Source organism: Streptomyces sp. KPB2 (genome assembly GCF_003950055.1).
In the GTDB taxonomy this organism is placed as follows: Bacteria; Actinomycetota; Actinomycetes; order Streptomycetales; family Streptomycetaceae; genus Streptomyces; species Streptomyces salinarius.
In genome coordinates, this window is the sequence record NZ_CP034353.1 from 954,727 (window position 1) to 977,688 (window position 22,962).

A 22,962-nucleotide genomic window follows, 5' to 3' on the forward strand; every position below is an offset into this window, starting at 1 on the left:
GAGGCGGCAGGCCCCCGCCCAGCCCGAGGAGCGTCGCACATGGCCGAGTCAGTCCCGCGTTTCGATCTGATCACGATGGGCCGCATCGGGGTCGATCTCTATCCTCTGCAGACGGGCGTACCCCTGGCGGAGGTTGAGACCTTCGGTAAGTTTCTCGGCGGTTCGGCCTCCAACGTCGCGGTCGCGGCCGCCCGGCTCGGCCGTACCACGGCCGTCATCACCCGCACGGGCGACGACCCCTTCGGCGGCTATCTGCACGGCGCGTTGAAGGAGTTCGGCGTCGACGACCGCTGGGTCACCCCGGTCGCCGCGTACCCGACCCCGGTGACCTTCTGCGAGATCTTCCCGCCGGACGACTTCCCGCTGTACTTCTACCGCCGCCCCAAGGCACCGGACCTGGAGATCCATCCGGAGGAGCTGGACCTGGACGCGATCCGCGCGGCCTCGATCTTCTGGATGACCGGCACCGGACTGAGCGAGGAACCGAGCCGCACGGCGACGCTGGCCGCCCTCGCCCACCGCGCGAAGTCCGGCACCACGGTCTTCGACCTGGACTGGCGCCCCATGTTCTGGACCGATCCGGACCAAGCCCGCCCGTACTACGCCGAGGCGCTCGCGCACGCGACCGTCGCGGTCGGCAACCTGGACGAGTGCGAGATCGCCACCGGCGTGCGCGAACCCCGCGCCTGCGCCGAGGCGTTGCTGGCGGCCGGAGTGGAACTGGCGGTCGTCAAGCAGGGCCCGAAGGGCGTCCTCGCCGTGCACCGCGACGGCCGGTCCGCCGAGGTGCCGCCGGTCCCGGTCGAGGTCGTCAACGGACTCGGCGCGGGCGACGCGTTCGGCGGCTCCCTGTGCCACGGTCTGCTCTCCGGCTGGGAGCTGGAACGGATCATGCAGTACGCCAACGCGGCCGGCGCCCTCGTCGCCTCCCGTCTCGCCTGCTCCTCCGCGATGCCCACCGAGGCGGAGGTCGACGACCTCCTCGCGCGAGCCACTCCCTGAACGGAGCTACGTCTTGTCCCCCAGCATCTCCAGCATCCCGGACCTCACCGCGGTCCGCGCCCGGCACCCGGAGGCGATCGCCGAGGCCGCCGCGCGCCGGGTGCGCCGGCCGCTGATCGGCGACTCCGGCCGCCTGATGATCGTGGCCGCCGACCATCCGGCGCGCGGCGCGCTCGGCGTCGGCGACCGCCGGCTCGCCATGGCGAACCGGGCCGACCTGCTGGAACGCCTGTGCACGGCACTGTCCCGGCCCGGCGTCGACGGCGTGCTCGCCACCGCCGACGTGCTGGAGGACCTGCTGCTGCTCGGCGTGCTGGAGAACAAGGTCGTCATGGGTTCGATGAACCGCGGCGGCCTCGCGGGCGCCGCCTTCGAGATGGACGACCGTTTCACCGGCCACCGCGCCGAGGACATCGCCCGCCTGCGCTTCGACGCGGGCAAGCTGCTGCTGCGCATCGACTACGACGACCCCGGCTCGCTGACCACGATGGAGGCGAGCGCCCGCGCGGTGGACGCCATGGCCGCACACGAACTGCCGCTGTTCATAGAGCCGTTCGTCTCCCGCCGGATCGACGGGCGGGTCCGCAACGACCTGTCCGCCGAGGCCGTCACCCGCTCCATCGCCATCGCCTCCGGCCTCGGCGGCACCTCCGCCTACACCTGGCTGAAACTGCCCGTCACCCGGGACCCCGGCGACATGGCCGAGGTCCTGGAGACGTCCACGCTGCCCGCCGTCCTGCTCGGCGGCGACATAGGCGGCTCCCCCGCGGACCAGACCGCGGCCTACGAACGCTGGCGCAAGGCCCTGAGGCTGCCCACCGTGCAGGGCATGGTGGTCGGCCGCTCGCTGCTCTACCCGGCCGGGGGCAGCGTGGAACAGGCGGTGGACACGGCCGTCGGACTGCTGTGACCCGGGAGGGTCGGAAGAGGCGGAGGAGCGGACGATGACGTATCACCTGCCCGCGGGCAAGGCCGCGGGGGACGGCCCGTACGCCGTGGACGTGACGCCCGGGAGCGCCGGCTGGGGCTACAGCAGCCTGCGCGTCGTGCACCTGCCCCCCGGCGGCAGCCACACCTTCGACAGCGGCGACAGCGAGTGGACCGTCCTGCCGCTGAGCGGCGGCTGCACGGTCGCGACCGCCGACGACTTCGGCCGGGACAGCTTCGAACTGACCGGCCGGGACGGCGTGTTCACCGGCGTCACCGACTTCGCGTACGTGCCGCGCGACGCCCGCACCACCCTCACGTCCTCCGGCGGCGGCCGGTTCGCGCTGACCGGCGCCCGCTGCACCCGACGCCTGCCCGCCCGCTACGGCCCGGCGTCGTCGGTGCCGGTGGAGCTGCGGGGCACCGGGAACTGCTCGCGGCAGGTCAACAACTTCGCCGCGGCGGGGACGTTCGAGTGCGACAGGCTGATCGCGGTCGAGGTCGTCACCCCGGGCGGCAACTGGTCCTCCTTCCCGCCCCACAAGCACGACGAGCACCGCCCCGGCGAGGAGTCGGTGCTGGAGGAGATCTACTACTTCGAGTTCGCGGACCACGACGGCACCCCGGGCCTCGGCTACCAGCGGGTCTCCCCCTCCGGGCAGGGGCGGGGCACGGACGTGCTCGCCGAGGTGCGCGACGGGGACGTCGTGCTGATCCCCGACGGCTGGCACGGACCGTCGATGGCGGTCCCCGGCCACCACATGTACTACCTCAACGTCATGGCGGGGCCGGAGGCCGAGCGCGCCTGGCTGATCCGCGACCACCCCGACCACGCCTGGATCCGCGACACCTGGCCCGAGCAGCCGGTCGACCCCCGGCTTCCCCTCTACACCGCACCGGAGAGGTCCGCATGAGCGCCGCCGCCACCCGCCGACTGACCACCGCCCAGGCCCTGGTGCGCTTCCTGGCCGCGCAGTACACCGAACGCGACGGGGTGCGGCGCCGGCTGATCACGGGCACCTGGGGCATCTTCGGCCACGGCAACGTGGCCGGCCTCGGCCAGGCGCTCGTCGAGTACCGCGAGGCGATGCCGTACCACCAGGGCCGCAACGAACAGGCCATGGTGCACGCGGCCGTCGGACACGCCCGGCAGACCAACCGCCTGTCCGCGCAGGCGGTGACGACCTCCATCGGCCCCGGCGCCACCAACCTGGTCACCGGCGCCGCCCTCGCCACGATCAACCGCCTGCCGGTCCTGCTCCTCCCCGGCGACTACTTCGCCTCGCACGCCGCCGACCCGCTGCTCCAGCAGCTGGAGCACCCCGTCGAGGCCGACGCGTCCGTCAACGACGCCCTGCGGCCGGTGTCCCGCTACTTCGACCGGATCACCCGTCCCGAGGCGCTCCTGGCCTCCGCGCTGAAGGCCGTGCGCGTGCTGGCCGACCCGGCGGAGACCGGCGCGGTCACCCTGGCGCTGCCGCAGGACGTGCAGGCGGAGGCGTACGACTGGCCGGAGGAGTTCTTCGCCGACCGCGTCTGGCGGGTGCGCCGCCCCGCGCCCGACCCGGCGGAACTGGCCGATGCCGTACGGGTGGTCCGCGCCGCCGCGCGCCCGCTGATCGTCGCGGGCGGCGGCGTCCACCACAGCGAGGCCGAGGACGCGCTGCGGGCGCTGGTGGACGCCACCGGCATCCCGGTCGCCTCCACCCAGGCCGGCAAGGGCGCCCTGCGCCACGACCACCCGGCCGACCTCGGCGGCATCGGCCACACCGGCACCGCGGTGAGCGACGAACTCGCCCGCACCGCCGACCTGGTGATCGGCGTCGGCACCCGCCACTCGGACTTCACCACCGCCTCCGGCACCCTCTTCCAGCACCCGGACGTCCGTTTCCTGAACCTCAACATCACCGCCTTCGACGCCCACAAGCTCGCCGCCGGCACCCTGGTGTGCGACGCGCGGGCCGGGCTCACGGCGCTCGCACAGGCGCTGTCCGGCCACCGCGTGGACGCGGCGTACGAGTCGGAGTACCGGGCGGGCAAGGTCCGTTGGGAGGAGAGCGTCGAGGCCGCCTTCCGGGCCGACGACGACGGCGCGGTGCCGACCCAGACGCAGGTGCTGGGCGCGCTCGACGCGGTGGTCGGCGACGAGGACGTGGTGATCAACGCGGCCGGCTCGCTCCCCGGCGACCTGCACAAGCTGTGGCGGGCCCGCTCCCCGCGCCAGTACCACCTGGAGTACGGCTACTCCTGCATGGGCTACGAGATCCCGGCCGCGCTCGGCGTCCAGCAGGCCGCGCCCGGCACCCCCGTGTGGGCTCTGGTGGGCGACGGCACGTACCTGATGAACCCGACGGAGATCGTGACGGCCGTGCAGGAGAACCTGCCGGTGAAGCTGGTCCTGGTCCAGAACCACGGCTACGCCTCCATCGGCGGCCTGTCCGAGTCGGTGGGCGCCGAACGCTTCGGCACCGACTACCGCCACCGCGTCGCCGACGGCTCCTTCACCGGCGCCCCGCTCCCCGTCGACCTCGCCGCCAACGCGGCCAGCCTCGGCATGGACGTCCTGCGCGCCAAGACGGTGCGGGAGCTGCGCGAGGCGCTGGCCACGGCCCGGGCGGCGACCCGCCCGACGTGCGTGTACGTCGAGACGGCGCCCCCGTCGGCCGCCCTCCCGGCGGAGGCCTGGTGGGACGTGCCGGTGGCCGAGGTGTCCGCCCGCGAGGCGGCCACCGACGCGCGCAAGGCCTACGAGCGTGCGCTCGCCGACCGCCGCCACCACCTCTGACTGCCTCCGCATCCCGCCCCCCGACAGCCAGTCACCCACCCGAGGGAGGTACGTCCATGGCGAATTCCGGCGACCCCGCACGTGCCGTGACCGTCCCCGCGACCGGCACCCTGGACTTCGCCCTGGACCGGAGCAGTCCGGTGCCGCTCTACTACCAGCTGGCCCAGCAGCTGGAGGCGGCGATCGAGCACGGCGTGCTCGCGCCGGGGAACCTGCTGGGCAACGAGGTCGATCTCTCCGTCCGTCTCGGCCTGTCCCGGCCGACCGTCCGCCAGGCCATCCAGTCCCTGGTCGACAAGGGGCTGCTGGTGCGGCGGCGCGGGGTCGGCACCCAGGTGGTGCACAGCCAGGTCAAGCGCCCGCTGGAACTGAGCAGTCTCTACGACGACCTGGAGGCGGCCGGGCAGGGTCCCGGCACCCGGGTGGTGCGCAACGAGCGCGTTCCGGCCGCCGCCGAGGTCGCGGCGGCCCTCGGTGTCGCGGAGGGCACCGAGGTCACCGTCCTGGAGCGGCTGCGCCTCACCCACGGCCAGCCGGTGGCGATGCTGTGCAACCACCTTCCGGCGGACCTGCTGGAACTCGACGACGTCCGGCTGGAGTCGACCGGCCTGTACCGGATGATGCGCGCGTCCGGCATCACCCTGCACAGCGCCCGGCAGACCGTCGGCGCCCGCATCGCCTCCCGCGAGGAGGCCGAGCGCCTCGGCGAGCGGGAGGGCGCCGCGCTGCTCACCATGCAGCGCACCGCCTACGACGACACGGGGCGGGCGGTCGAGTACGGGACGCACGTCTACCGCGCGTCCCGGTACGCGTTCGACTTCCAGCTGCTGGTCAGGAACTGACCGGACGACCGGCCGGCCTCAGTGGACGCCGTCCAGGCGGGCCCGCTGGTCCGCCGTCAGTTCCAGGTCCACGGCGGCGAGGTTCTCCTCGAGCTGGGCGAGCGACGAGGCCCCGGCCAGCGGCACGATCGGCAGGTCCGCGCCGATCTGCCAGGCGAGGACGACCTGGTTGACCGTGGCCCCGGTCTCCCGGGCGACCTCGCGGAGCACGGCGAGCCGGGCCGGGGTGCCCGGGTGGTCGTAGTCCGGGGGCAGCGGCTTGTCCTCGCGGACGTAGGCGCCGGCCAGCAGCGGCGAGTAGGCGACCAGGGTCAGGTCCGGCTCGGCCCGCAGATAGCCGAGGAGTTCGGCGCCGGCGTGACCGAGGCTGCCGTACGGGGAGAACTCGCTGGGCACGTCGAAGCGGGGCCGCAGGTGGCTGTGCTGGTACTGCAGCACCTCGTAGCCGGGCAGCCCGGCCGCGGCGGCCAGGGCGCGGGCCCGCTCGACGCGCCACATCGCCTGGTTGCTGACGCCGAGCAGCCCCACGGTGCCCTCCGCGACCAGTGCGCCGAACCCTTCGACGGTCTCGCGCTGCTCCACCGTGTAATCGTCGATGTGCGCGTACAACAGGTCGAGCCTGTCCACCCCGAGCCGGTCCCGGCTGCGCTCGGCGGCCTCGCGGATCACCTCGGCCGACAGGCCCTCCGGGTTGTCGGTGTAGCCGGTGCCGGGCGCCAGTGGACGCGCGCCGAGCTTGGTGGCGATGACGACCTCGTCGCCGATCCCGCGGCTGCGCCGCCAGCGGCCGAGGAGCTCCTCGCTCTGGCCGCCCTGGCCGCCGTCGGTCCAGAAGGCGTAGTTGTCGGACGTGTCGACGAAGTTCCCGCCGGCCTCCACATAGCGGTCGAGGACGGCGAACGAGGTCTTCTCGTCGGTCAGTGACCCGAAGAGCATGGCGCCGAGCGCCAGCACACTCACCTCCCGGCGGTGGGCGGGGTCGGTGCCGATGGTGCGGTACTTCATGATGTTCCTCCCCATGCGTGTCCGGTCGTCCGGGCACGGCAGGGAGTCTTCAATTTGAAGTGCGCTTCAAGTCAAGCACTCAGTAGTCTCGGCTCGCGTGAACAGGCGAAAGCACAAGAAACTGTCCCGGCGTCTCGTCGACGCCGCGCTGGTCGGCGACGTGTCGCGGGTACGGGCGGCACTGCGGGCCGGAGCGCCGGCCGAGACGGCGGACACGGCGGGGAGCACTCCGCTGTACCTCGCGTCCGTGAACGGGGACGTCGGCATCGTCCGCGTGCTGCTCGCGGCGGGAGCCCGGCCCGACACGGAGAGCGGGACCGGCTCGGAGGGCACGCCCCTGTGCGGGGCGGCCTGCTGGGGCCACACGGAGACCATCCGCACCCTCCTCGATCATGGAGCGGACCCGAATCTGCGCGAGGACCACGGCACCGGCCGGACGCCATTGGACTGGGCGTCGAACGGCCCGCACCGGGAGACGATGGACCTGCTCGTGGCCGCGGGGGCCCGGCCCCGGGAGTGACGACGGGGCCGGACAACGCCACCCGCGGCCGCGGACGGTGACGGCACGCCACCCGCGGCGGCGGCCGTCACCACAGGCCGGTCACCGGACGGTGGTGACCCGGTGTTCGGCGAGGGCGGCGCAGTTGGAGCCGGTGATCTGGACGCTGACGTTGCCGATGCTGCCGCCCCAGTCCACGCAGTGGGCCTTGCCGTAGACGTAGGTGGGGCCGGCGTACGAGGTGTACGTCCCGTAGTCCTCGTCGTACGCCTGGGTGTCGGGCACGTAGATCCAGGCGGACATGTCCGTCGCGGTGCCCGGGGTGTTGCGGATGGTCGCGACGCAGTTCTTGCCGTTGGTGGCGTTGTAGGTGAGGTAGACGGTGCCGCGCGAGCCGACGGCGGCCGAGTTGACGGTCTTGTAGCCGCTGCCGCAGACCTTGCCGGGCGTGGTGTTGGGAGCGGCGGAGGCGGGTGCGGCGAGCGCCGTCGCGGTGCCCAGGGACAGGGCCGCCACAGCGGTGACGGACAGGGCGGAGCGTGCAATGCGCATATTTCCCCCTTGCGGTCGTAGGAGTCGTTTACTCCTGTCTGGTGTGACTACGGGCGGCGGGGATTGGTTGTGCTCCGGATGCGCCTTTTCCGTCCGTGGGCCGGCGGTCCCCCGGCTCTCCGTCACCCGTGCCCGTGCGGGGCGCTTCCGGGTGTGCGCAGCGCGAGGAGGGCGACGTCGTCGAGGCCGGGTGGCCGGACCCGGTGCAGGAGCTGGTCGGCGAAGGCCGGCAGGGGCCGGTGGGCGAGCGCGGCGGCGTGCTGGCGCAGCAGGTCCAGGCCCTCGTCGAGGGTGTGGCCGGGCACTTCGATGAGGCCGTCGGTGTACAGCAGGAGCGTGCAGCCCGGTGGCAGCAGGACGGTGGCGTCGGGACGGGAGGTGCCGAGGCCCGTGCCGAGCAGGAGGCTGTGTCCGTCGGTGAGGTAGTCGGTCAGGCCCTCGCGGGTGACGAGCAGGGGCGGCGGATGACCGGCGTTGGTCCAGGAGAGCCGCCAGAGTCCGTCGTCCGTCCTGCTGACGCGGCCGAAGACGAGCGTGGCCATGGAGACGTCGGTGATGGGCATGATCGCCTCGTCCAGCCGTTCCACGACGCGGCTGGGCGGCTCCTGCTGCGACCAGGCGTAGGCACGGAGCATGTTGCGCAACTGGGCCATACCGGCCGCGGCCTCCAGGTCGTGGCCCACGACGTCCCCGACGGCCAGCGCGGTCGCTCCGTCGGACAGGGAGAAGGCGTCGTACCAGTCCCCGCCGACCTGGGAGGCGTCGGGGGCGGGCAGGTAGCGGACGGCCATCTGCAGCCCGGGGACGCGCGGCATCTGGGGCAGCAGGTGCTTCTGCATGGTCTCGGCGACGGCACGCTGGCGCTGGTAGAGGCGGGCGTTGTCCAGGGCGAGGCCGGCACGCCGGGCGATGTCCTCGAACAGGGGCAGGTCGGGGGTGGAGAAGTCCCCCGGTGCGTCGGCCCGTCCCAGCGTGAGGGCTCCCAGGACCTCCCGGGTTCCCCGGATGGGGACGATGGCGGCGGAGCGGATGCCGGTGGCGTCGAACATCCGGCGCTGCTCGACGGCGATGCCGGAGTCGGGGGTGCGCTGATAGGTGTCGGGCTCGGCCAGCGCGGAGGCGACGCCGCGCAGGGCTCGGGAGAGCGGCATGAGCGACTCCTCGGGCACCGGCGGCATCGGCCCCTCGAGATCCTCCCGGTGGACCAGGCGGTCCCCCTCGGCATGGACCACGGCGGTGCGCCACACCTCATCGTGCTCGGTGATCAGATCGATGACGGCCCAGTCGGCCAGCCGCGGCAGGACCAGGGCCACCAGTCTGCGCAGCGTCTCGTCGACGTTGAGCGTGGAGGTCAGCCGGGTCGTGGTCTCGGCCAGCAGGGCCAGTCGTTCGAGTTCGCTCAGGGGCCGCACGGACCGCTCCGGGGACGGTTCGGCGGAGCGCGCCTGCTCGCGCGGATGAAAGATGACGAGGGTGTGGGCGTCCCGATCGTGCCCGGAGTAGGGGGTGATGAGCCAGGAGACGGACAGCAGGGAGCCGTCGGCGCGGGCGAAGTGGTCGAGCGCGGCCTGTCCCGGGCGTCCGGCGTGGAACGCCTGCCGCATCCCGCACTGGGTGGCGGGCAGTTGCTGCCCCTCGGGCCCCCGGTGCAGGAGATCGTGGGCGTCCTGGCCGGCCATGTCCTCGCCCCGGCGGCCCAGCAGTTCCTCGGCCCGGCTGTTGACGGCGAGGATGCGCCCCTGCTCGTCGACCACGTACGCCCCGGCCCCGATGGCCTCAAGGGCTTCGGTCAGCCGCGGGCCGGGCGCGTCGTCCCGGCGCCGCTGCCCACCGCTCTCCGTGTCCGCCGCGCCTGCCATGTCGGGGCTCCTCCTGACCGTGTGCCGCCTCGGTCCCACTCTTGCTCAGGTCGTCCCGTGGCGTCTGCACTTCGATGTTCCCGCGGCGGCACACAAGTCTCACCTCGGCGGCGGACGGGCCGGGGACGGCGTGGTCCCCGAACGGCCCCCGAAAATGATCAAGGGCCGGTTTCAGATACCTCTGAAACCGGCCCTGACCTGCGACTGTCTCCAGTCGGGACGACAGGATTTGAACCTGCGACCCCTTGACCCCCAGTCAAGTGCGCTACCAAGCTGCGCCACGTCCCGGTGTGCTCACGCACGGTGCACCGCGCGATCACGCGGACAGCACTTTACCCCACACACCGGGCGACGCCTAAGCGGGCGTCGGCGAGGCACAATCGGTCCCATGGACAGCCGTGCCGACAGCCCCGTGGACGACGCCGCCTCCGACCGCCCGGTGGGCGGCCGGGACCGTGACGAGGAGGGGCGGGCCCGCAACGCACGGCCGCGGGACGGGCTCGGGCGGCCGTTGCCGTACGGCGCCGACGGCGTGGCGCGCCAGCCCGAGGGGGTCGTACGGGCCCCGGGCGAGACCGTCGCCGAGGCGCAGCGGCTGCTGGACGACGGGAAGCCGTTCCACGCCCACGAGGTCTTCGAGGACGCCTGGAAGTCGGGGCCCGCGCAGGAGCGGGAGCTGTGGCGCGGGATGGCCCAGCTCGCCGTCGGGCTCACGCACGCGGCGCGCGGCAACGCCACCGGCGGGGCCAGGCTGCTGCGGCGCGGGGCCGGTGCCGTCACGGAGTGGGTGGCGTCGGAGGCCGGGCGGGAGCGGCCGTACGGGATGGACCTCGGCTCGGTGGCGGCGTGGGCCCGGGAGCTGGCCGGTGAGGTGGAGGGCGGCGCGTCCGTGGACGCGGCGGCGCGGGCACCCCGGCTGCGCGGCTGACCGGTCCGCGGCCCGCCGGGGCAGCCCGGCCGGGGCGTTGCCGGGGCCGTACGGCAGACTCGTGGCGTGCGGACAATTCATGTGATCGGAATCGGCGCGGGCGACCCCGAACAGCTCACCCTCCAGGCGGTCGGGGCGCTGCGGAGCACGGACGTGTTCTTCGTCCTGGACAAGGGCGAGGCCAAGGCCGACCTGGTGCGGCTGCGCCGGGAGATGCTGGAGACGCACGTACCGGAGGGGACGTACCGGATCGTCGAGGCGCGCGATCCCGAGCGGGACCGGAGCGCGGGCGGCGCGGCGTACTCCCCGGCCGTCGGGGACTGGCGCAGTGCCCGCGCCGGCATCTACGAGCGGCTGATCGCCGAGGAGCTGGACGAGGACCAGAGCGGCGCGTTCCTGGTGTGGGGCGACCCCGCGCTGTACGACAGCACGCTGGGCATCCTGGAGGAGATCCTGGAGCGCGGGTCGGTGGCGTTCGAGTACGACGTGGTGCCCGGCATCAGCAGCGTCTCCTCACTGGTCGCCCGGCACCGGACCGGGCTGAACCGGGTGGCGCGGCCGGTGCAGATCACCACGGGACGGCGGCTGGCCGAGGGCTTCCCCGAGGACACGGACGACGTCGTCGTGATGCTGGACGCCCACCAGGCCTTCCGGCAGTACGCGGACCAGGACATCGACATCTACTGGGGCGCCTACCTGGGCACCCCGGACGAGATCCTGGCCTCCGGTCCGATCGCCGAGGCCGCGCCCCGCATCGAGCGGCTGCGGGCGGAGGCGCGCGAGCGCAAGGGCTGGATCATGGACACCTACCTGCTGCGGCGCAACCCCGGCGACCGCTGACCGCACCCGGCGTACCCGGGCGGCCCCGCCCCGCATGCGTGGCCGGTGCACCGGTGTGATCGTGGCCGCGTGACAGTCGCCGAGGAATCGCCGCGGACGGCCGCCGCCCAGCCGCCCGTGCTGGACCGGCGGCGCCGCAACGTCGTCTTCGTCACGATCATGCTCGGCATGCTGCTCGCGGCCCTGGACCAGACGATCGTCGGCACCGCGCTGCCCACCATCGTGTCGGACCTGGGCGGCGCCGAACACATGTCGTGGGTGGTCACCTCGTACCTGCTCGCGGAGACCGTGGCGACGGTGCTGGTCGGCAAGTTCGGCGACCTGTTCGGCCGCAAGGTGGTCTTCCAGGTGTCCGCGGTCGTGTTCATCACCGGCTCGTTCCTGTGCGGGCTGGCGACCGACATGCCGCTGCTGATCCTCTGGCGGGCGGTGCAGGGCGTCGGCGCGGGCGGCCTGATGGTGACGTCGATGGCGTTGATCGCGGACGTCATCCCGCTGCGGGAGCGGGGCAAGTACCAGGGCGCGATCGGCGCGGTGTTCGGCGTCGCGACGGTCATCGGGCCGCTGCTCGGCGGGCTGTTCACCGACCATCTGTCCTGGCGCTGGGCGTTCTACGTCAACGTGCCCATCGCGGTCGTCGTCGTGGTCGCCGCCGCCCGCACCATCCCGGTGGTGAAGTCGGCGGCCCGTCCGGTCATCGACTACCTGGGCATCGCGCTGGTCGCGGTCGGGGCGAGCGCGCTGATCCTGGCGACGAGCTGGGGCGGCAACGAGTACGCGTGGGGCTCGGCGGTGATCATCGGCCTGTTCGCGGGCGGGTTGATCGCGCTGGGACTGTTCTGCTGGGCCGAGACCCGGGCGGCCGAACCGATGCTGCCGATGCGGCTGTTCTCCAACCCGGTGTTCACGGTCTGCTCGATCCTCAGCTTCATCGTCGGGTTCGCGATGCTGGGGGCGCTGACGTATCTGCCGACCTATCTGCAGTACGTGGACGGCGACTCGGCCACCGTCTCCGGGGTGCGGACGCTGCCGATGGTGGCGGGGCTGCTGATCGCCTCGGTGTTCAGCGGCAACGTGGTCAGCAAGACGGGGCGCTACCGGCTGTTCCCGATCGCGGGCACGCTGGTGATGGGCGTCGGCCTGTATCTGATGTCGCTGATGGGTCCGGACACCGGCGCGGGGCTGGAGTCGCTGTACATGTTCGTGCTGGGCACGGGCATCGGGCTGTCCATGCAGGTGCTGACCATCGCCGTGCAGAACACGGTCGAGTACTCCGACCTCGGCACCGCGACCTCCGGCGTCACCTTCTTCCGCACGCTGGGCAGTTCCTTCGGCACCGCCGTGTTCGGCACGATCTACGCCAACGCGCTGGGGCCCAACCTGCGGGACGGCGTCGGCGCGGCGGCCCGCACCGGGGCCGCCGACCCGTCGGTGATCGCCGGTGCGGCGACCAGTCCGGAGGGCGTGCACCGGCTGCCGCCCCCGGCGTCGGCTCCGATCGTCGCCGCGTACGCGGACACGATCCAGACCGTGTTCCTGTGGACGGTGCCGGTCGCGGTCCTGGGCTTCGTCGTCGCCCTGTTCCTCAAACAGGTGCAGTTGCGCGACAGTGCCCGGGCGGGGTCCACGGACATGGGCGAGGGCTTCGCCTCCCCGCACGACGCGAGCAGCAGGCGGGCCCTGGAGGCGTCCGTCGGGAAGGTCATCGGCGGTACGGAGCTGGACACCGCGCGCCGGATCATCGCGGACAGCGACACGCGGCTGGACGTCGCGGGGGCCTGGGCCGTGATGCAGGTCGAGCTGTTCACGCGGCTGGTCGGGCACGCGAGCCTCGGTCTGATCGCGGCCCGCCGCCGGCTGCCGCCGGAGGTGCTGCTGCCGGTCTTCGACCGGATGGTGGAGGAGGGGTTCCTCACCCGGCACGGCTCCCTGCTCTCGCACACCGACGCGGGCGCCCGCGAGGCCCTCGTGATCGGCCGGGCCTGGGCGGCCTGGCTGGAGGACCGGGTGGAGCGGGACATCGGGCGGCCGACGGACACGGAACTGCGCGCCGCCGTCGACGCCATCGCCAAGCGCCTGCTGGTGGAGGACCTCAGCAACGGTCTGCCGCAGCGGGTCAGGCAAGCAGGAGCTGCAGACCGCCCACAACCGTCGCCGCGATCACCAGACGCTCGAACAGGCGTTGGTTGATCCGGTTCACGGCCCATTTGCCGAGAAGCGCGCCGGGCACCACGAAGACGACCAGCACGGCGTCGAGCAGCAGCGAGTGGCCGTCGATCAGGCCGAGGCCCGCGCTGAACGGCAGCTTGGAGACGTTGACGATCAGGAAGAAGAACGCCGAGGTGCCCAGGAAACCGAGTTTCCTGAACCCCGCGGAGAGCAGGTACATCGACATCACCGGGCCGCCCGCGTTGGCGACCATGGTGGTGAACCCGCCCAGGACGCCGTACGAACGGGCCTTCGCGCGGCCGGTGCGCGAGGCGACCTCGTCCGGCCGCCCGGCGGCGTCGGCCTGCCGCCGGCGCCACACGGTCACCCCGGCCATGAACAGCAGGATCACACCGATCGACGTACGCACGACCGCGTCGTCCGCCCACACCAGGAACAGGGTGCCGACGACCACGCCGACGCCGACCGCCGGGAACAGCCGCCACAGGGTGGGCCAGTGCGCGTGGCGCCGGTAGGTGAGGACGGCGAGGACGTCCCCGGCGATCAGCACCGGCAGCAGGATGCCGGTGGAGGCGCGGGCCGGCAGGACCGCCGCGAAGATGGCGAGGCTGACCGTGTTGGCCCCGCTCACCGCTGTCTTGGAGAAGCCGACGAGCAGTGCCGCGAAGGCGAGGGCGGCGAACTCCCAGCCGGTGAGGTGCCACAGCGTGATGGTGTCCATGCGGGCACCGATGCTATGCGCACCCCACCGGCGCCGTAAGCACCGTCTCGCCCCTTGATCCTCAGCGGCCGGTGTACCGCGCCCTCAGCTCCCGCTTGAGCACCTTCATGCTCGGCCCGAGCGGCAGTTCGTCCGCGAACTCCACCCGGCGCGGGTACTTGTGGCGGCCGAGGTGTTCCTTGGACCAGTCGGTGATCCCGCCGGCGTCGGGCGCCGCCCCGGCCCAGGTGCCCGGGGCGCGCACGACGACGGCGCAGACCTCCTCGCCGTGCAGCTCGTCGGGGAGCCCGATGACGGCGACCTGGGCGATGCCGGGGTGGCGCATCAGCACCTCCTCGACCTCCCGCGGATAGACGTTGTAGCCGCCCCGGATGATCACGTCCTTCTTCCGGTCGACGATTCTCAGGAACCCGTCCTCGTCCTTGGTGCCGAGGTCCCCGGTGCGGAACCAGCCGTCGACGAGCGCCTCGGCGGTGGCCTCGGGGCGGCCGAGGTAGCCGGAGAAGACGTTGTGGCCGCGCACGACGACCTCGCCCAGTTCGCCGGCCGGCAGCAGCTCGACGGCGTCCTCGACCTCCGCGCGGGCGATCTCCACGTCCACGCCCCACAGCGGGTGGCCGATGGTGCCGGGCCGGGCGCCGAACACCGGCTGGTTCACGGCCGCCGCCGGCGAGGTCTCCGAGAGCCCGTACCCCTCGTAGATCTTCGCCCCGAACGCCGCCTCGAACCGCTCCAGGACGGCCACCGGGAGCGAGGCGCCGCCGGAGACGCACACCCGCAGCTCGGGCAGGGCCTCGGCGCCGGCCGCCGCGGCGGCGAGGGCGACGAACATGGTCGGCACCCCGTGGAAGGTGTTGACCTTCTCCTTCACCATCAGCTCGATCGCGCGGGCCGCGTCGAAGCGCGGCAGCAGGACGAGGGTCGCGCCGGCCCGCCAGGTGGAGTTCAGGGAGACGGTCTGGCCGAAGGCGTGGAAGAGGGGCAGTGCGCCGAGCGCGACGTCGTCGGGGCGGATGTCGTTGGCGTCGAAGGCGTTGACCGTCGCGTTCATCACCAGGTTGAAGTGGCTGAGCACGGCGCCCTTGGGGACGCCGGTGGTGCCGCTGGTGTAGAAGACGACGGCCGGGTCGTCGGCGTTGCGGGTGACGTACGAGGGCAGGGGCTCGGCGTCCGCGGCGAGCTTGCCGAACTCCTCGCCGAGCGTGATCATCCGTACGCCGGTCGCCCGTGCGGCGGCGGCCCCGGTCTCCGCCTGCGCCGGGTGGCAGAGCAGCAGGGTGGCGCCGCTGTCGCGCAGGACGTGCTCGACCTCGGCGGCCGACAGCAGCAGGTGCACGGGGACGACGACGGCGCCGGCCGCGGCGACGGCGTAGTACGCCTGCGGGAAGTCGGCGGTGTTGGGCGCCATCAGCGCCACCCGGTCCCCCGGCCGGACGTCCAGGCCGACGAGGGCGCCGGCCTGGGCGCGGGCCCGCCGCCACACCTCGGCGAAGGTCAGGCGCAGGTCGCCCTCGACCAGCGCCTGCTTGTCGGGACGGCGCCGGGCGTTCTCGGCGAGGACGGCGGCGACGGAGAGGGTTGCCATGGGGTGTTGCTCCGTTTCCTTGCTGCGGCTCCGCAGAGGGGGTGGCTCTACGACAGGACCTAGTGGCGTTCGACGAGGACCGCGCTGCCCTGCCCCACGCCCACGCACATCGTGGCCAGCCCGCGGCCGGCCCCCGTGCGACGCATGCGGTGGAGCAGGGTGGTGAGGATGCGGGCGCCGGAGCAGCCGAGCGGGTGGCCCAGCGCGATGGCGCCGCCGGTCGGGTTGACCAGGTCGGGGTCGATGCCGAGCCGGTCCACGCAGGCGAGGGCCTGGGCGGCGAACGCCTCGTTGAACTCGGCCTCCGCGAGGTCGCCGACGCTCCAGCCGGCCCGGGCGAGGACCTTGCGGGTGGCGGGGACCGGTCCGATGCCCATGACGTCGGGGTGGACACCGGCCGAGCCGCCGGCGACGTAGCGGCCCAGCGACTCCAGGCCGAGGTCGTTCAGGGCCTCCTCGCTGACCAGGAGGAGGCCGGCGGCGCCGTCGTTCATCGGGGAGGCGTTGCCCGCGGTGACCGTGCCGCCGGGGCGGAAGACCGGCTTCAGGCGCCTCAGCTTCTCCAGGGAGGTGTCCTCGCGGACGCACTCGTCGGTGTCGACGACCACGCCGTCCGGGCGCTCGACGGGGAGGATCTCGTCGTCGAAGTGACCGTTCTTGCGGGCCTCGGCGGCGAGGCGGTGGCTGCGCAGGGCGAACGCGTCCTGGCGCTCGCGCGGGACGCCGTACCGCTCGGCGACCTCCTCGGCCGTCTCGCCCATGGCGAGCAGTCCGTGCAGGTCCTTCATCGCCGGGTTGACCAGGCGCCAGCCGAGCCGGGTGTCGGCGGTCTCGATGCGGTGGGGCAGCGCCTCGTCGGGACGGGGCAGCACGAAGGGGGCGCGGCTCATGGACTCGGAGCCGCCCGCGAGCACGATGTCGGCCTCGCCGGCGGCGATGGTGCGGGCGGCGGCGGTGACGGCTTCGAGGCCCGAGGCGCAGAGCCGGTTGACGGTGGCGCCGGGCACGGTCTCGGGCAGGCCCGCGAGCAGGGCGGCCATCCGGGCGACGTTGCGGTTGTCCTCGCCGGCCTGGTTGGCGGCGCCCCAGTACACGTCGTCGATCCGGGCGGGGTCGAGCGCGGGCACGTCGGCGACCAGGCCCCGGATCACCGCGGCGGCGAGGTCGTCGGGCCGTACGGCCGACAGGGAACCCCGCAGCTTGCCGATCGGGGTGCGGCGGGCGGCCGCGAAGTGGACGGGACGCACGTGGGACTCCTGACCGTCGTCGCGCGGCCTCCGGACGGCGCACCGCCGCCGCGTCGACCACCGCGAACCTTGATGAGCACTACCCTTAATTAGCACTGCTAGTTTTGGACTATAGACCGCCGGACGGCCTCCTGGGAAGATCCCCCTGACAACGGACGACGGACAACGGACGACGGACAACGGACGACCGTCACCGACGCAGCCGGAGGAGACATGGCCGAGACCCGCGAGCACATCCTGACCGGAACGCGGGGACGGATCACCGTCCGCGAGTGGTCCGCCGGCCGGCCGCGCTATGCCGCCCTGCTGGTCCACGGGTACGGCGAGCACTCCGGCCGCTACGAAGAGGTGGCCGGCGTCCTCACCGGCCACGGCGCCGCCGTCTACGCCCCGGACCACGTGGGGCACGGGCGCTCGGAGGGCGAGCGGGTGGTGGTGGAGGACTTCGAGGACGTGGTCACCGACGTGCACGCCGTGGCCGAGCTCGCCCGGGCCGCCCACCCGGACCTGCCGGTCGTCATGGTCGGACACTCCATGGGCGGCCTCATCGCCTCCCGGTACGCCCAGCGCCACCCCGGGGAGCTGACGGCACTGGTGCTCTCGGGGCCGGTCATCGGCGACTGGGAGCTGCCGGGCCGGCTGCTCGCCCTGGACGAGATCCCCGACACCCCGATCAGCCCGGCCTCGCTCTCCCGCGACCCGGCGGTGGGGGCGGCGTACACGGCGGATCCGCTGGTCTGGCACGGGCCGATGAAGCGACCGACCCTGGAGGCGTTCGTGCGGACGCTTGAGGCGGTGGCCAAGGGCGGCGACGTCGGCGGGCTGCCGCTGCTGTGGGTGCACGGGGACGACGACCGGCTGGTGCCGCTGCCCGGCAGCCGCGTCGGCGTCGAGCCGCTGAGCGGCGGCGACCTCACCGAGCGGATCTACCCGGGCGCGCGGCACGAGCTCTTCAACGAGACCAACCGGGACGAGGTGTTCACGGACCTCACGCGCTTCCTGGACGACGCGCTCGCCCGCTGATCCGGCGCGGCGCCCGCCCGGAGCGCGCCCGGCGTTTGCCCGTGCGCCCCTTGGGCACCCGCGCCGGCATGGAGTGGTTGCGCCGCGCCGCCTGCGTGGATGAGGACCCCGATCTGTTCTTCCCGGTGGGCACCGCCGGGCCCGCCCTGCGGGACACGGAGGCCGCCAAGCGGGTCTGCGCCAGATGCCCGGTGACCCCCGAGTGCCTGACGTTCGCGCTGGAGTCGGGGCAGACGTCGGGCGTGTGGGGCGGCACCGACGAGGCGGAGCGCGCCGCGCTGCTCCGGCTGACCACGCCGCACGCACGTACGCACGACGAAATGAGGGACACCTCATGGCCGACGCCGTCGAACTCGACGCGCTGTGGGAGGACTTCCACCGCGTGGTGAACATGACCTCCGCGGAACTCGCGGACTGGCTCCGGGTGCGCGACTCGGGCGAGCTGACCGAGCCGCTGCCGGACGACGCCGGGCCGCCGCTCGGGCAGCACGTCCTGGCGATCCTGCAGAAGCGGCGCACCGACCTGACGGAGGACGACCTGCGGGCGATGCGCAAGGTCGTGGACACCGTCACCTCCCAGACCGACCTGGAGAACGAGCCCGAGGCCGAGGACACCCGCCTGCGGCACCGGCTCATGACGGTCGGTCACGACCCGCTCAAGCCGTAGCCGTGGGCCGCGACGAACGACGGATCGTCGGCGACCTCGTCGGCGCGCACGGGCAGACGTACGCCGACGAGGCGGGCATCCGGCTGAAGGACACGCCGCAGCCGCTGTACCGGCTGCTGGTCCTCGCGCACCTGCTCAGCGCCCGCATCAGCGCGTCCGTCGCGGTCGCCGCCGCCCGCGCCCTGAGCGAGGCGGGGCTGCGCGACCCGCGCCGCATGGCCGGCGCCGAGTGGCAGGAACGGGTGGACGCTCTCGGCCGGGGCGGCTACCGGCGCTACGACGAGCGCACCGCCACCCAGCTCGGCGAGGGCGCCGAACTGCTGACCGAGCGGTGGGGCGGAGACCTGCGCAAGCTGCGCGACGAGGCGGACGGCGACGTGTCGCAGGAGCGGCGGCTGCTCCAGGAGTTCCCCGGAGTGGGACCGACCGGCGCGGACATCTTCCTGCGGGAGGCCCAGCTGGTCTGGCCGGAGGCCGCCCCCTACCTGGACCGCAAGGCCCTCCAGGGCGCCAGGCGCCTCGGTCTGCCCGACGACGCGGACCGGCTCCTCTCCCTGGCCGGGAAGACGGAACCGGCCGTCCTCGCGGCGGCGCTGGTGCGGGCGGCGGTGGACAAGGACGTGGCCGAGGACGCCCTCCACCACGCGGCCTGAGCGGCCGGGCGGCCCCTCACCCGAACAGCACCGTGCGCTGGTGCGCCCCCGGCCCCGGTGATGCCCTGAGGACACCGTTTCCCGTCCCAGGAGGGCATCCCGCGATGAGCCGTCGTCCGTCCCACCCCGTCCGTCTCCTGGCCTCCGCCCTGGCGGCGGGCGCGCTGCTGACCACCGCGGCCTGCTCGGACGGCACCGGCTCGCAGAGCGCCTCGGACACCGCCGCCGAACAGGCCGGCGTCGCCGAGCGGAACGCGGCGAAGCAGACCCCGAGCGGCTCCCCCACGAGCTCCCCGACCGGGTCGCCCAGCGCCTCCCCGGGCACCCTCACCGAGGCCGGCGCCAAGGCCGCGCTGCTCACCGAGGCCGACCTGGAGGACGACTGGAACCAGGTCCAGGACGCGGACAAGTGGCGCGACCGGCTGCTCGTCGGCGAGGTCGACGTGGCCGCCTTCCTCACCGCCAAGACCGACGCCGACGCGGACTGTCAGCAGCTGCTCGACGGGCTCTACCGCGACAACCTTCTGGGCGAGCCCTCGGGCCCGTCCGCGCTCACCGGCTTCGAGCAGGGCGACTCCCGCCTCCTGGAGCAGGTCGCCGGGTACGACCGCGCCGGTCTCGACGACCGCATGAAGTGGCTGGACTCCCTGCCGCAGACCTGCGACGAGTTCACCGCGACCGACTCCGACGGCAACAAGCGCACGGTCCAGGTGACCGAGGCCTCGGTGCCCGACGTCGGCGACGCCCGCGAGGGCGTGCACGTGACCGTGCAGGGAAGCGCCGACGCCACCCCGGTCACGCTCACTCTGGACATCGCCGCCGTACGCGTCGGCACCTCCGCCCTCACCGTCACCGCCGGCGGTCTGGACGGCGGGCAGGCGTCCTCCGTCGAGCGCGGCGTACGCCAGGGCACCGAGCGCCTGCAGACCGTCCTGGACGGCGGGACGCCCTCGCCGCAGCCCACCAACCTGGACTGACCTCCACCGGGGCATCCCGGACGGCCCTCACCGCGTCGTGCGCACATCCGGCGAAACCCGGACAGCGTGATCACCGGACGGCACAATGGTCCGCGACGGACGGCGCACGCGCGAAGGAGCCGAGACGTGAGCGAGAGCGACCCCGTGCCCGGCGGGCGCCCCGGTGAAGTGGAGCGGGCCACCGCGCTGAGCGGCGAGCTGACCGGGCAGGGCGTGCACGGCGTGGTCCTGGCGTACGTCGACACGGCCGGGATCGCCCGGGTGAAGACCGTGCCCACCGCGAAGCTCGCTCCCGCCGCGGCCTGGGGCGTTGGCATGTCCCCGGTGTTCGACACCTTCCTCGCCGACGACTCGATCGTCACCACGGACGTCCTCGGCTCCCCCGACGGCGACCTGCGCCTCTACCCCGACCTCGACCGGCTGACCGTGCTGGCGGCGCAGCCCGGCTGGGCGTGGGCCCCGGTCGACCGGATCACGCAGGAGGGCGCACCGCATCCGGCGTGCGGGCGCACCGTGCTGCGCCGCACGGTGGCCGAGGCGGCCGAGCGGCACGGCGTCACCTTCAAGGCCGCCGTGGAGGTCGAGTGGGCCGTGGGCCGGGGCGACGCGGAGGGCGACGCGTTCGTCCCCGCGGTCCGCGGACCCGCGTACGGCGCCATCCGGCAGATCGAGCTGAGCGACTGCGCCGCCGACCTGCTGGCGGCGCTCGCGGCGCAGGGCGTGGACGTGGAGCAGTTCCACCCCGAGTACGCGGCGGGACAGTTCGAGCTGTCGGTGGGCGCGCTCGACCCGGTGGCGGCGGCCGACCACAGCGTGCTGGTGCGGCAGACGATCCGCGCGGTGTCCCGGCGGCACGGGCTGCGCGTCTCCTTCGCTCCGGCGGTCCTCGGGCAGGGCGTCGGCAACGGCGGGCACCTCCACCTCTCCGCCTGGCGCGACGGGGCGAACCTGCACGCGGGCGGCACGGGCCGCTACGGCATGACCGCCGAGGCCGAGTCCTTCGTGGCCGGCATCCTCGGCCGGCTCCCGGCGCTCACGGCGATGACCGCGCCCAGCCCCGCCAGCCGGCTGCGGTTACGCCCCTCGCAGTGGGCGGGCGTGTTCACCGCCTGGGGCCGGGAGACCCGCGAGGCCGCGCTGCGGATCGTCACCGGCACCGCCGGGATCCACGACCGCGCGGCCAATCTGGAGGTCAAGCCGGTCGACCTCGCCGCCAACCCCTACCTCGCCCTCGCCTCGGTGATCGCCGCCGGCCTCGACGGGCTCGCCTCGTCCGCGCCGCTGCCGGAGGAGACCACCGGCGACCCGGCCCGGCTCGACCCCGCCGAGGCGGCCGCCCGGGGCGTGCGGCGGCTGCCGGTGACGCTCGCGGAGTCGGTGGCGGCCTTCCGTGCGGACGACGTGCTCAGGACCGCGCTGGGGCCGGTGCTGGCCGACGCGGTGATCGCCGTACGGCTGGGCGAGGCCGCGGCGGCCGAGGGACTGGACGACGACGGTGTGGCGGCGGCCTACCGCTGGAAGTACTGAGATGGCAGCCGGGCCCGTGCACGAGCGGCTCGCCGCGCTGGACCTGGTGGACCACCACTGCCACGGCGCGGTGACCGACGACGCGGACCGCGCCGGGTTGGAGGCTCTGCTCACCGAGGGCGAGGCGTGGCCCGGCGTCTCCCCCTTCGACAGTCCCGTCGGCATCGCCGTACGCCGGCACTGCGCACCCCTGCTGGACCTGCCGCGCCACGCCCCCGCCGACGTGTACGTGGCCCGGCGCGCGGAACTGGGTGCGGCCGAGGTCAACCGGCGGTTCCTGCGGGCCGCGGGCGCCGGCGTGTTCTGCGTGGACACGGGGTTCGCCCCGCACCCGGTGACGGGTCCGGCCGAGCTGGCCGCTGCGGCCGGTGCGACGGCGTACGAGGTGGTCCGGCTGGAGGGCGTCGCGGAGGCCGTCGCGGCGGGCGGCGTCGAGCCGGACGCGTATGCGGAGGCGTTCCGTACGGCCGTGTGGGCGGCGGTCGGGCGGCCGGGCGTGGTGGGCGTCAAGTCGGTCGCGGCCTACCGCACCGGCTTCGACCTGGACCCGGCCCGTCCCTCGCCCGCCGAGGTCACCCGGGCCGCCGGGCGCTGGCTGGCGCGCGGCGGCGGCCGGCTCGACGACCCGGTGCTGGTGCGGGAGTTGCTGTGGACCGCCGTGGACGTGGGGCGGCCGCTGCAACTGCACACGGGGTTCGGGGACGCCGACATCCGCATGCACCGGGTCGACCCCACCCTGCTGACCGACTGGCTGCACCTGACCGCCGGCACGATCCCGGTCCTGCTGCTGCACTGCTGGCCCTATCAGCGCCAGGCGGCCTATCTGTCGGCGGTCTTCGAGCGGGTGCACCTCGACGTGGGGCTCACCCTGCACCACGTCGGCCCCGCCCGGGCGGGCGCGATCCTCGCGGAGGCGCTGGAGATCACCCCGTTCCGCAAGCTGCTGTACAGCTCCGACGCCTACGGGGCGGCCGAGTTCCACCACCTGGGGGCGCTCGCCTTCCGCCAGGGGCTGGCCGGGCTGCTGCAGGAGCGGGTGGACGCCGACGAGCTGTCCCTGCCGGACGCGCTGCGCCTCGCCCGCTGGGCCGGGCGCGACAACGCCCGCCGGGTCTACGGGCTTCCCGGAGGTCCGGCGGACGACGGCTGAGCGG

The 22,962-nt window shown here is 73.7% G+C and carries 22 protein-coding genes and 1 tRNA gene; 16 read left to right on the plus strand and 7 right to left on the minus strand.

The window, feature by feature from the left end; all coding sequences use genetic code 11:
- The first annotated feature begins 39 nt into the window (after positions 1 to 39).
- The 5 genes from iolC to D1J63_RS04220 are packed head-to-tail and all read left to right on the plus strand — an operon-like array spanning position 40 to position 5,556.
- The gene (gene iolC / locus D1J63_RS04200; protein WP_125627778.1) at positions 40 to 1,002 is read left to right on the plus strand and encodes a 5-dehydro-2-deoxygluconokinase; all 963 of its coding nucleotides are present in this window, start codon (positions 40 to 42) and stop codon (positions 1,000 to 1,002) included.
- A gap of 13 nt (positions 1,003 to 1,015) precedes the next feature.
- Entirely contained in the window at positions 1,016 to 1,912 is an 897-nt protein-coding gene (locus D1J63_RS04205) for a deoxyribose-phosphate aldolase (RefSeq protein WP_125627779.1), read from the plus strand.
- A 34-nt stretch (positions 1,913 to 1,946) separates the two neighbouring features.
- The gene (iolB, locus tag D1J63_RS04210; RefSeq protein ID WP_125627780.1) at positions 1,947 to 2,843 is read left to right on the plus strand and encodes a 5-deoxy-glucuronate isomerase; all 897 of its coding nucleotides are present in this window, start codon (positions 1,947 to 1,949) and stop codon (positions 2,841 to 2,843) included.
- Positions 2,840 to 4,714 (plus strand): 3D-(3,5/4)-trihydroxycyclohexane-1,2-dione acylhydrolase (decyclizing), encoded by a 1,875-nt coding sequence (gene iolD / locus D1J63_RS04215; protein ID WP_125627781.1) that lies wholly within the window; start codon positions 2,840 to 2,842, stop codon positions 4,712 to 4,714. Before iolB ends, iolD begins: the two co-directional genes overlap by 4 nt.
- A 56-nt stretch (positions 4,715 to 4,770) precedes the next feature.
- On the plus strand, positions 4,771 to 5,556 hold the full coding sequence (locus D1J63_RS04220; RefSeq protein ID WP_125627782.1) for a GntR family transcriptional regulator: 786 nt from the start codon (positions 4,771 to 4,773) through the stop codon (positions 5,554 to 5,556).
- 18 nt (positions 5,557 to 5,574) lie between these two features.
- Here the strand turns inward: D1J63_RS04220 and D1J63_RS04225 are convergent, their stop codons facing one another.
- Positions 5,575 to 6,561: an aldo/keto reductase gene (locus D1J63_RS04225; protein WP_125627783.1), complete on the minus strand. Its 987-nt coding sequence runs from the start codon at positions 6,559 to 6,561 to the stop codon at positions 5,575 to 5,577.
- Positions 6,562 to 6,658: 97 nt separating this feature from the next.
- Here D1J63_RS04225 and D1J63_RS04230 point away from each other — a divergent pair, with 97 nt between their 5' ends.
- On the plus strand, positions 6,659 to 7,081 hold the full coding sequence (locus tag D1J63_RS04230) for an ankyrin repeat domain-containing protein (RefSeq protein WP_125627784.1): 423 nt from the start codon (positions 6,659 to 6,661) through the stop codon (positions 7,079 to 7,081).
- An 81-nt stretch (positions 7,082 to 7,162) separates the two neighbouring features.
- On the opposite strand, the gene D1J63_RS04235 is transcribed toward D1J63_RS04230, so the two are convergent.
- The 3 genes from D1J63_RS04235 to D1J63_RS04245 all read right to left on the minus strand — a co-directional run bounded on the left by D1J63_RS04235 (position 7,163) and on the right by D1J63_RS04245 (position 9,759).
- A complete protein-coding gene (locus D1J63_RS04235) occupies positions 7,163 to 7,612 on the minus strand; it encodes a spore-associated protein (protein WP_102931977.1) in 450 nt (149 codons plus the stop codon).
- Positions 7,613 to 7,734: 122 nt separating this feature from the next.
- A complete protein-coding gene (locus D1J63_RS04240) occupies positions 7,735 to 9,471 on the minus strand; it encodes a SpoIIE family protein phosphatase (protein WP_125627785.1) in 1,737 nt (578 codons plus the stop codon).
- 214 nt (positions 9,472 to 9,685) lie between these two features.
- Positions 9,686 to 9,759, minus strand: a tRNA-Pro gene (locus D1J63_RS04245).
- 100 nt (positions 9,760 to 9,859) lie between these two features.
- Here D1J63_RS04245 and D1J63_RS04250 point away from each other — a divergent pair.
- The 3 genes from D1J63_RS04250 (at position 9,860) to D1J63_RS04260 (ending at position 13,429) form a co-directional block, all read left to right on the plus strand.
- Positions 9,860 to 10,399: a DUF309 domain-containing protein gene (locus tag D1J63_RS04250; protein ID WP_125627786.1), complete on the plus strand. Its 540-nt coding sequence runs from the start codon at positions 9,860 to 9,862 to the stop codon at positions 10,397 to 10,399.
- A 66-nt stretch (positions 10,400 to 10,465) separates the two neighbouring features.
- Positions 10,466 to 11,239 (plus strand): precorrin-6A synthase (deacetylating), encoded by a 774-nt coding sequence (gene cobF, locus D1J63_RS04255; protein ID WP_125627787.1) that lies wholly within the window; start codon positions 10,466 to 10,468, stop codon positions 11,237 to 11,239.
- 69 nt (positions 11,240 to 11,308) lie between these two features.
- On the plus strand, positions 11,309 to 13,429 hold the full coding sequence (locus tag D1J63_RS04260) for an MDR family MFS transporter (RefSeq protein WP_164712714.1): 2,121 nt from the start codon (positions 11,309 to 11,311) through the stop codon (positions 13,427 to 13,429).
- On the opposite strand, the gene D1J63_RS04265 is transcribed toward D1J63_RS04260, so the two are convergent.
- The 3 genes from D1J63_RS04265 to D1J63_RS04275 all read right to left on the minus strand — a co-directional run bounded on the left by D1J63_RS04265 (position 13,356) and on the right by D1J63_RS04275 (position 16,961).
- A complete protein-coding gene (locus D1J63_RS04265) occupies positions 13,356 to 14,129 on the minus strand; it encodes a sulfite exporter TauE/SafE family protein (protein WP_125627789.1) in 774 nt (257 codons plus the stop codon). The genes D1J63_RS04260 and D1J63_RS04265 overlap by 74 nt on opposite strands.
- A 61-nt stretch (positions 14,130 to 14,190) precedes the next feature.
- Positions 14,191 to 15,714: a long-chain fatty acid--CoA ligase gene (locus tag D1J63_RS04270; RefSeq protein ID WP_125627790.1), complete on the minus strand. Its 1,524-nt coding sequence runs from the start codon at positions 15,712 to 15,714 to the stop codon at positions 14,191 to 14,193.
- Between the two features lie 59 nt (positions 15,715 to 15,773).
- A complete protein-coding gene (locus D1J63_RS04275) occupies positions 15,774 to 16,961 on the minus strand; it encodes a thiolase family protein (protein WP_125627791.1) in 1,188 nt (395 codons plus the stop codon).
- 213 nt (positions 16,962 to 17,174) lie between these two features.
- On the opposite strand from D1J63_RS04275, the gene D1J63_RS04280 reads away from it, so the two are divergent.
- The 7 genes from D1J63_RS04280 to D1J63_RS04310 all read left to right on the plus strand — a co-directional run bounded on the left by D1J63_RS04280 (position 17,175) and on the right by D1J63_RS04310 (position 22,958).
- Complete coding sequence (locus D1J63_RS04280) at positions 17,175 to 17,984, plus strand: alpha/beta hydrolase (protein WP_125627792.1); 810 nt, start codon at positions 17,175 to 17,177, stop codon at positions 17,982 to 17,984.
- Between the two features lie 68 nt (positions 17,985 to 18,052).
- The gene (locus D1J63_RS04285; protein ID WP_232249250.1) at positions 18,053 to 18,373 is read left to right on the plus strand and encodes a WhiB family transcriptional regulator; all 321 of its coding nucleotides are present in this window, start codon (positions 18,053 to 18,055) and stop codon (positions 18,371 to 18,373) included.
- Positions 18,319 to 18,651 carry a DUF3140 domain-containing protein gene (locus D1J63_RS04290; protein ID WP_125627793.1) on the plus strand — a complete coding sequence of 111 codons (333 nt, stop codon included), beginning with the start codon at positions 18,319 to 18,321 and terminating at the stop codon, positions 18,649 to 18,651. The genes D1J63_RS04285 and D1J63_RS04290 overlap by 55 nt, the downstream gene beginning before the upstream one ends.
- 2 nt (positions 18,652 to 18,653) lie before the next feature.
- Complete coding sequence (locus D1J63_RS04295; RefSeq protein ID WP_125627794.1) at positions 18,654 to 19,304, plus strand: endonuclease; 651 nt, start codon at positions 18,654 to 18,656, stop codon at positions 19,302 to 19,304.
- Positions 19,305 to 19,408: 104 nt separating this feature from the next.
- The gene (locus tag D1J63_RS04300) at positions 19,409 to 20,281 is read left to right on the plus strand and encodes a hypothetical protein (protein WP_125627795.1); all 873 of its coding nucleotides are present in this window, start codon (positions 19,409 to 19,411) and stop codon (positions 20,279 to 20,281) included.
- Between the two features lie 126 nt (positions 20,282 to 20,407).
- Complete coding sequence (locus D1J63_RS04305) at positions 20,408 to 21,808, plus strand: glutamine synthetase family protein (protein WP_125627796.1); 1,401 nt, start codon at positions 20,408 to 20,410, stop codon at positions 21,806 to 21,808.
- A 1-nt stretch (position 21,809) separates the two neighbouring features.
- A complete protein-coding gene (locus D1J63_RS04310; RefSeq protein ID WP_125627797.1) occupies positions 21,810 to 22,958 on the plus strand; it encodes an amidohydrolase family protein in 1,149 nt (382 codons plus the stop codon).
- The last annotated feature ends 4 nt before the right edge of the window (positions 22,959 to 22,962 follow it).